Annotated in this window: 8 protein-coding genes; 4 read left to right on the forward strand and 4 right to left on the reverse strand. The window is 64.3% G+C overall.

The features are described 5' to 3' along the window. Nucleotides 1–345: 345 nt before the first annotated feature. Together DXT59_RS16460 and DXT59_RS16465 are read left to right on the forward strand one after the other, a co-directional pair. On the forward strand, nt 346–1782 hold the full coding sequence (locus DXT59_RS16460) for a helix-turn-helix transcriptional regulator (RefSeq protein ID WP_116137950.1): 1437 nt from the start codon (nt 346–348) through the stop codon (nt 1780–1782). Between the two features lie 202 nt (nt 1783–1984). Next, entirely contained in the window at nt 1985–2413 is a 429-nt protein-coding gene (locus DXT59_RS16465; protein ID WP_420823396.1) for a lytic transglycosylase domain-containing protein, read from the forward strand. 167 nt (nt 2414–2580) lie between these two features. Here DXT59_RS16465 and DXT59_RS16470 read toward each other — a convergent pair whose 3' ends face one another. Further along, nucleotides 2581–3156, reverse strand: coding sequence for a hypothetical protein (locus DXT59_RS16470; RefSeq protein ID WP_162878108.1), 576 nt, complete (start codon nt 3154–3156; stop codon nt 2581–2583). 410 nt (nt 3157–3566) lie between these two features. On the opposite strand from DXT59_RS16470, the gene DXT59_RS31460 reads away from it, so the two are divergent. Next, nucleotides 3567–4391, forward strand: a complete 825-nt coding sequence (locus DXT59_RS31460) for a phage tail tip lysozyme (protein WP_162878109.1) — start codon at nt 3567–3569, stop codon at nt 4389–4391. A 344-nt stretch (nt 4392–4735) separates the two neighbouring features. Here DXT59_RS31460 and DXT59_RS16480 read toward each other — a convergent pair whose 3' ends face one another. Both DXT59_RS16480 and DXT59_RS16485 read right to left on the reverse strand, forming a co-directional pair. Beyond that, nucleotides 4736–5095, reverse strand: a complete 360-nt coding sequence (locus DXT59_RS16480) for an HrpB1 family type III secretion system apparatus protein (RefSeq protein ID WP_116137968.1) — start codon at nt 5093–5095, stop codon at nt 4736–4738. Nucleotides 5096–5114: 19 nt separating this feature from the next. Next, a complete protein-coding gene (locus DXT59_RS16485) occupies nt 5115–5435 on the reverse strand; it encodes a hypothetical protein (protein ID WP_116137952.1) in 321 nt (106 codons plus the stop codon). A 282-nt stretch (nt 5436–5717) separates the two neighbouring features. On the opposite strand from DXT59_RS16485, the gene DXT59_RS16490 reads away from it, so the two are divergent. Continuing rightward, nucleotides 5718–6572 (forward strand): methionyl-tRNA formyltransferase, encoded by an 855-nt coding sequence (locus DXT59_RS16490; protein ID WP_116137953.1) that lies wholly within the window; start codon nt 5718–5720, stop codon nt 6570–6572. A gap of 120 nt (nt 6573–6692) precedes the next feature. On the opposite strand, the gene DXT59_RS16495 is transcribed toward DXT59_RS16490, so the two are convergent. Beyond that, nucleotides 6693–7653 (reverse strand): hypothetical protein (locus DXT59_RS16495; protein ID WP_116137954.1); only part of this gene is annotated, 961 nt, incomplete at its 5' end.

A 7653-nucleotide genomic window follows, 5' to 3' on the forward strand; every position in this document is an offset into this window, starting at 1 on the left:
TCATACCCGACCGGCCTTGTTATCGTAATCCCGAAATATTTCCTATACAAAAATGTGTTAGAGCGGCGTTCCGCTTCGCCGTATATACGGCGGCTTACGGCACTTGAACGGCTTCGCCTCGCCGAGCGTAACAAATCATCAAAAACCCACCACAAAACCGTTGACGCACGGTCCTTCCACGGCCATTTCCGCGTCTAGTGCGCCGGGGTGCGCAAACGTTAAACCGAAGGTAACAAACCATCACAAACCTCGGTAAAAGTCCGTCGGCGATGAAAACATGCACTCACTGCTTCACGAATGGCATCACGCCGATTAACGCACCGCTCACTCAGTCAGGAGCACGACATGTTCTCGACGATCTACTTCGCAGCCGCTTCCGCCCTCTCCTTCGACGACACGCCGAGCGATGTCGCCGCGAAGGTCCTCAACGGCCAGCTCTTCGAAGCCGCCCGTAGCGCCGCCCACCACGCCGACCCCGACGCGGCGCAAGCGCAGCCGGGCTACGCGCAATTGCAGATCTACGCCGATCTCGAACTGATGCTCGGTCGCCAAGAAGAAGCGGAAGAGATCTATCGCCGCGCGCAAAAGACGATCCGCCAACAACGCGACGGCATGCGCATCGCCTCGTGCCGCAACACGGGTTGGCAAGCGTTCTTCCGCAATCAGTTCAACGTGGCGCTGAGCTGCTTCAAGCGCGTCGGCGAAGAGAAGGCGGCCACGCCGCGGCAGCGTCTGGAGAGCCTCGTCGGCGCCACGCTCGTCTCGTTCCATCTCGGCCTCATTCAAGCCGCTTGCCATCGCCTCGGCGAACTCGCGACGCTGGCCGCGACGCACGGCGATCGGCGCTGGACCTATCTCGTCGAAGCGTTGCGCCGCGATCTGTTCGCGCAGCACGAGTTGCACTGCTCGGAGCGGCTTGCCGATCATATCTACTGGCGGTCGGTCATCGCCGAATTCGCGCCCGGCGAAGCGCCGATCCGCGCCGGCGCCCCGGCAGGAACGGAGCTGCCCTTGCTGGCGGAGCGGCTCGCATACCTGCGTCACCTGGTCGCCCTCGCCGGCGGCACCGCGAGCGCAAGCGAAGGCCTCAAGGAGCACGTGAACTGGAGCCGCAAAGCGGGCCTCACCGATTACCACCGCAGCTTGTGCCTCGAAATCACGCTGGCCGCGATCGCGGGCCATGTGACGCCGCTCGCCGAAACGATGCTCGACACGTCGGGTGCGGCCAACGCGCAGGGCAGCCAACACGCCCGCTGGTATCTCGACTACCTCTACTGCCGCGCGAAGATCATGCAACAACAGTTGCGCACGCAAGAGTTCGCGCAGTTCTACGGCCGCTACGCGCTCGCCTCGATCCAGCACGTGCGCGCCGACAGCATGTCGATGCCCACCGTAGCAAGCGAACACGCGCAGAACACGCGCACCGTGCAACGCTCGGACGATGTCAGCGCGCGGCTGCCCGCCAAATATCGCCGCGCCTATCGCTACCTCATGGACAACCTCGATCAAAAAGATTTGTCGGTGCGCGAAGTCGCCTCGCACGTGGGCGTCACGGAGCGCGCGATGCAAGCGGCGTTCAAGAACCATCTGGGCCTGTCGCCGAGCGAACTGATCCGCCGCCAACGGATGGAGCGTATCCGCGGCGACCTGCTCGACGACGGCGCCCCGGTCACCCGCGTGCTCGACGTGGCCAACAAGTGGGGCGTGCGCCATCGCTCGACGCTGATCAACGGCTATCGCCGCGTGTTCCAAGAAGCGCCGTCGGAGACGATGGGCCGCTGAGCGAGGCAGCCGCCGGCCGGGTCCGGCCCGCGTCCGGCCCGCTTCCGGCCTCTGCTCGAAGCAGCGCCGCCCGATTCACATGCGAATGCGTGGGTCGGGCGGCGTTTCTGTTTGAACCGCGATGCGCGCTTTCCGGCGCATCGCCGCACTCCTCGGGTACACGATCATGCGACCACCTCTTTTGAAGCCGGCGCTAGCGTTGATGCTCGCCGTCCTGTCCGCCCGGCCCGCCCCCGCGCGGGCTGAAGTCATTGACTGCTACGCCGCGGCTGGTGCCTATCAGCACGTGAGCCCCGTCGTATTGCGCGCCATCGCATGGCAAGAGTCGCACGGCAACGCCAACGCGATGCACCGCAACCGGAACGGCTCGACCGACTACGGCATGATGCAGATCAACTCGATCCATCTGCCTACGCTCTCCCGCTACGGCGTCTCGGCCACGGATCTCATGAATCCGTGCCTGAGCGTCTTTGTCGCCGCCTGGCACTTGCACAAGATGATGATCAAATACGGCAACACATGGGCCGCCATCGGCGCGTATCACTCGGAGACACCCGCCGAGCGCGACCGCTATGCGGGCTCGATCGAAGCGATCGTCGAGCGGATAAGCGCGGCGGATGCGGGCGGCTGATTCGTTCGCGCGTGGTTGACCGATTGCCGCGCCTGTCGGCGCGGCGCAAAGACCAAAGCTAAAAAACCAAAGACTAAAGGCCCCCGCGAGGCGGGAGCCATTCCAAAACACGCAACGAATAAGGGAGATCGTGAGCCGCGGCGTCTCAACCGCGGCTCACGCCAACGTCATTGCCCCTTCGCGGCGTTTACGGCGTCCTCGATACCCTTGTTCCCGATCGAAGCCAACCCGGAGATCGCTTTCGACTGCCCATTGATCAACATCATCGCCATCTTCGTGCGATTGTCGATTTCCGCCATTGCCTTGCTCTGCCGGATGAAGCTATTCATCTGGGCCCCATGATCCGCAATCGTCTCATCCCCGTCGCCCGGGTCGCCAGGGTCACCCGGGCTGCCCGGGCTACCCGAGGCCATCATCAAGTTGCCGGCCACATTCGCTCCGATCCCAAGCCCGGGCGGCATGAAATGGCTTGCCCCCTGAAGCGCGGCGCCGGCCACTTGCGCCGCAGTATTTCTTGCCTGGCCCGGCAACCCCGCGCGCCGCGGCTCTCCCGCTCCGAGCGATGGGCCGCCGTCCGACGCCTTGAAACTGGACAAACCTCCCAACTGCGCCCCCGGATTGCGCATTGCAGGAGATTGCTTAGCCTGCGCTGGGTTTGCCGTGCCGTTGCCGATTTTCGTCTCAAGCTGCTCGCGCATCCTGCCTACGATACCGGACGGGATGCTTCCTATGCCATTAGCCATGATCGACCTCCTGAAGTGAAATTACGAGTTCCTCGCCGTCGGCCATCGTTCGACGGCCAACGGCGCGGCCTTTCGCATCCCACCTTTGCGCAGCAATGTCGAGGAATGCCATGGCAGGTTATTGCCATTGGTCGAAACGAGTCGGCCGCGATGCGATGCGACGACAGGAATTGCGAAGTCGTTCGCTTCTCCTCGAACTTCCGAGGCTCGCTTTCACAACGGTGGATCTTCCCTTCTCGCACGCCCGCACCCGTGTACACAGCGAGATCGCTTCGCCAATCCGCCGATAACTTCGTATCGGACAAGGCGGCGTAGGCACCGCGCAATAAATTAGTGTTCGCGGGCGGCCCGCTTCGGCTGTTCCGGGCCGGCAACTCCCTCACACCGTCATTTCCCACCTGGAGAAAATCATGTCCAGTACGGCAGTCCTTGGTTACAACAGCGGCTATATGAATGGCCTCGACAGCCTAGGCGGCGTCGACGGCTCGAACAGTCAAAACGAAATCGAGCAATTCCTCGAACTCTTGATCCAAGAGCTTCAGCAAATCCTCAGCCAGAGCCAGGGCTCGGGCGACGACGGCGTGGGCGGAGTCGGTGGCGGCGGCAGCGGTGGCGGTGCAAGCCCCGCTTCGTTTGCGCCGCCGCCCGCACCGGCGCCGGTCGCCAATACCGGTGGTGGTGGTGGTGGATCCGGCGGTGGCGGCGGCAGCGTTGGCGGCGTAGGAGGTGGTGGCGGCGGTGGAGGCGGCGGCAGCGGCAGCGGCGCGCCGCCGACCCTGTCCGGCGGCGATGCGGCCACTCAAATCACCCAAAACCTCGAGCAGCGTTATGGCCTCAACGCGGCGCAAGCGGCCGGCGTACTCGGTAATCTGCAGCAGGAAAGCGGGCTTCAGGGCGATATCAACCAGGGCGGCGCGAAAGGCGCACCGTCCAGCAACTTCGCCGACGACAACGGCAACGGTTGGGGCCTTGCCCAGTGGGGCGGCGCGCGCAAGCAAGGCGAGATCAACTATGCCCACGAGCACGGGCTCGACCCGGGCAGCCTCCAGGCCAATATCGGGTACATGGATCAAGAACTCGATACGACCTACAGCAAGACGATCACGGACATCAAGAACGACTCCACGCCCGAGCAGGCAGCGTTGGATTGGGACAAGGATTTCGAACAGGCGAGCGATCCGCAGATGCAAAACCGCGATCAATATGCCGAGCAATTCTTCCAGCAGGGCCTGTGAGGCGCATACGCATACGCGTCCGCTCGCGGCGTTACGCGCCGGTATCTATCGCCATCCGCCCGCCCGGTCTTCGGGCGGTTTTTTTGCGCTGCTTGTTGGCGGTCGATCATTCACATGGCAACCCGAGCCTGCGTTCGAAGAGCGGCGGCGCTTGACTGATCGTGCGCGATGGTGAAGTGAGTGAGCGAGGAAAACGGCAAAGACGAACGTGGTTCGAGCCGCCGCCGTATTCGCTGAATGAGAAGAATCTTGAGGAAAGGCCCGGGCCGAACGCCCGTTGCCGTCAGGGGTAGCCGACCGGCATCCGCCCCACGGATCGGGGGCGGCGGCCGTGTCGTCATCGATCAATCTCTTCCAAGCAAACGCCGCATCGCCAGGCGCACATAGGGATCGGGACTATCCTCGTACGCCGTCGCGTAGCCATGCCATGACGGATCGTCGAGCATTTTCAGGCAGATGGCCTTGAGCTCGGGCGAGCGATCGTCGGGCAGCCCGTTCACGAGTTGCCATGCCTCGTGGGGACGGCCGCGCACGAGCGCGATCGTCACCGCGAAGACCGGCACTTCGCGTGTCTGCGGATAGGTATCGTTCATCTGCTCGAGCAGCGACTCCGCTTCGTCGAGCTCGTTCGCCTCGATGTGCTCGATGATCGATTGGGCCATCGCCGGTGCGTTGGCGGGCATTTCAGAGAGCAGGGCCATCATCGTCGCCACCGCCTGTCCGTCAAGCCGAGGCCGGCGGCGCGGAGGCCCCGCCACCCGTGATCGATTTGACTGCTTCCTTGCCGCCCGCAAGCGCGAACGTCGTGGCGGCGCCTTCGGGCGTCAGGTCCTCGGCGAGCGTCTTGCCGCCCTCGAACGCTTTGAAGCCGCCTTTGGCGATATCGCCGGCGCCTTTGAGCGCTTCCTTGGGGTTGCCGTCCAGCAGCCCCTTGCCGATTTCGCCGAGGCCGCCCAGCGCCTTACCGGCACCGTTGACGACATCGCTGGCCGCGTTGGTCACGTCGTGAACCACGTCTTTGACAATATTGCCGATGAAGCTCATTTGCTTTCTCCTTGATCGTGAACGGCGCACTTGACGAGGCGCCCGAGGCAAAGCCGCATATCGACGGCTCATACACGAATCTAAAGAAAAGCCCCGCGCACGATGCCCCCACCCACGAAGCGGCGCCGTGAAACGCGAAGCACGCTTGGCGGCGGCCAACCATTCGCAACGCTCGACGGAACTTCGGCACGGATAAGCTCCGCCCGTTCGCGCGCCCTTAGGCTGGATGCCAAGATGGCCACCGGCCGTCGTTGGCATTCTTGATCAAGAGGAGAAACGATCATGCGTTTCGCTTTCGCCGGCTTCGACCGCTGGCGTGTGGTGTTCGAAGCGTTCGTCGGCGCCGGCTGGGAGCCCGTGGCGCTGTATTCGATTCCGGTCGACAACCAACTCGATTTCAACAACGAGCTGGTCGCGCGCGCCGAACAACTGCGCATTCCCGTTCAACTGTCTCGGATCCGCGAGGACGATTTGCGCAGACTCTCCGGCGAGGGATGCGATGCGCTGATCGTCGCCGGATATCGCTGGAAGATTCCGCACTGGCAACCGCACCTGCGCTATGCGGCCAATTTCCATCCGTCGCCGCTGCCCGACGGACGCGGCCCGTATCCGACGATGCAAGCGATCCTCGAGGGGCGGCGCGAGTGGGGCGTGAGTTGTCATCGAATCGATGCGCAGTTCGATACCGGCGAGATCATCGATGCGGAACACTTTCCGCTCGATGCCGATGAATGGCACGAGACGCTACAACTGAAATTGCAGATGGCCGCTAGACGGCTCGCCGTACGCGTGGCGAGCAGCTTCGAGCAACGCTGGAACGCTCGGCGCACCCAAGAGGGCGGCTGCTACTGGCCCCGGCTCGACGACGGGGGGCGCACGCTCGACTTCACACAGTCCGTGGCCGAGGTAATGCGGGTCGTGCGCGCGTGCGGGAACATCGAATGCATCGCGCCGCTGCATCGGACGAAAGTCTACGTACGGCGCGCGATGGCCTGGCAAGAGCCGCATCGATATGAAGCTGGGCAAGTGGTGCACGAATACCGCCGCTGGATCGTCGTCGCCGCGGCGGACGGATTCGTTGCGCTGCTCGATTGGAGCCCGCTCAGCGATACCCTGCGTAGGCAGATGACGAGTTGAGCAATAGCGGCCATCAATAAAACGGCCGCGCTGCAATGTTCTGCAGCGCGGCCGCGCAAACAACCTTAAACAGTGCGGGGCGGTCTTTACGGCCGCCCCGCTCGTCGTGCGCTCGAATCCTTACTTCGTGCTGACCCCGGCGATCGAGTCGGTATTGATGCCCGTCAAATGGTTGAATGCGATTTCGAGGCGCGATTTGCCCGGTGTCAGGACGTCCGCGCCCCCGAGTGCGTTCTTCAGCGCATCCCTCGACTCGTCGTCGATTTTGCCGCCGCCGTGCGCATTGGCGGTCTGCTGCAGTTGCGCGCCGATCGCCGCCGCATCCGATTGGCTGAGCTTGCCCGATTCGACGGCCTTGGCCAGCGTCTTCGTCGCGGCATTGCCGTCACCGTGCGACAACTCGCTTTCCATGGCTTGGAAGTCGGCGCCGTCCCGTTGGTTGAAGTCGGCCATCGCCTTGCCTTCGTCGGCCATTTGCAGCGACTTGCCGTCCTTGACGAGATCGCCCGTGCCCGGCTTGACCGGCGTCGTGATGCCGCCCGTCGCGCCGCCCAGGCCACCGGCACCGCCGAAGCCACCCGTGCCCGTCGCACCACCAGCACCGCCGAAGCCGCCCGTGCCCGTCGCACCACCAGCACCACCAGCACCGCCGAAGCCGCCCGCGCCACCGGCGCCGCCGAAGCCGCCCGTACCCGTCGCGCCACCCGCACCGCCCGTGGCGTTGCCTGCGGCGCCCAGACCGCCTTGCGCGGCCCATTGGAAGTTGCCCACGCCCGATTTACCGTCGGTGCCGGCCACATCGTGCGTCTCGATCTGCTGATACGCGCCCGGGTTCGCGAGCATCGTCTTAGCGGCTTGCTGCACCGTCGGCGGCGTGCTGCCATTAGCGTTCGTCGCCAGTTGATACATCGCGTTCGGGTCTTCCGCGTCGATGCCGTTTTGGCCCATGTACGATGCGAGCACGCCTGCCGCGTTCTGCACCGACATGCCGCCGGCACCACCGCCCGCGCCGCCGGGTACGCCGCCCGCGCCACCGGGTACGCCGCCCGCGCCACCGGGTACGCCGCCCGCGCCGCCGGGC

It is taken from the genome of Trinickia diaoshuihuensis (assembly GCF_003390925.1).
In the GTDB taxonomy this organism is placed as follows: domain Bacteria; phylum Pseudomonadota; class Gammaproteobacteria; order Burkholderiales; family Burkholderiaceae; genus Trinickia; species Trinickia diaoshuihuensis.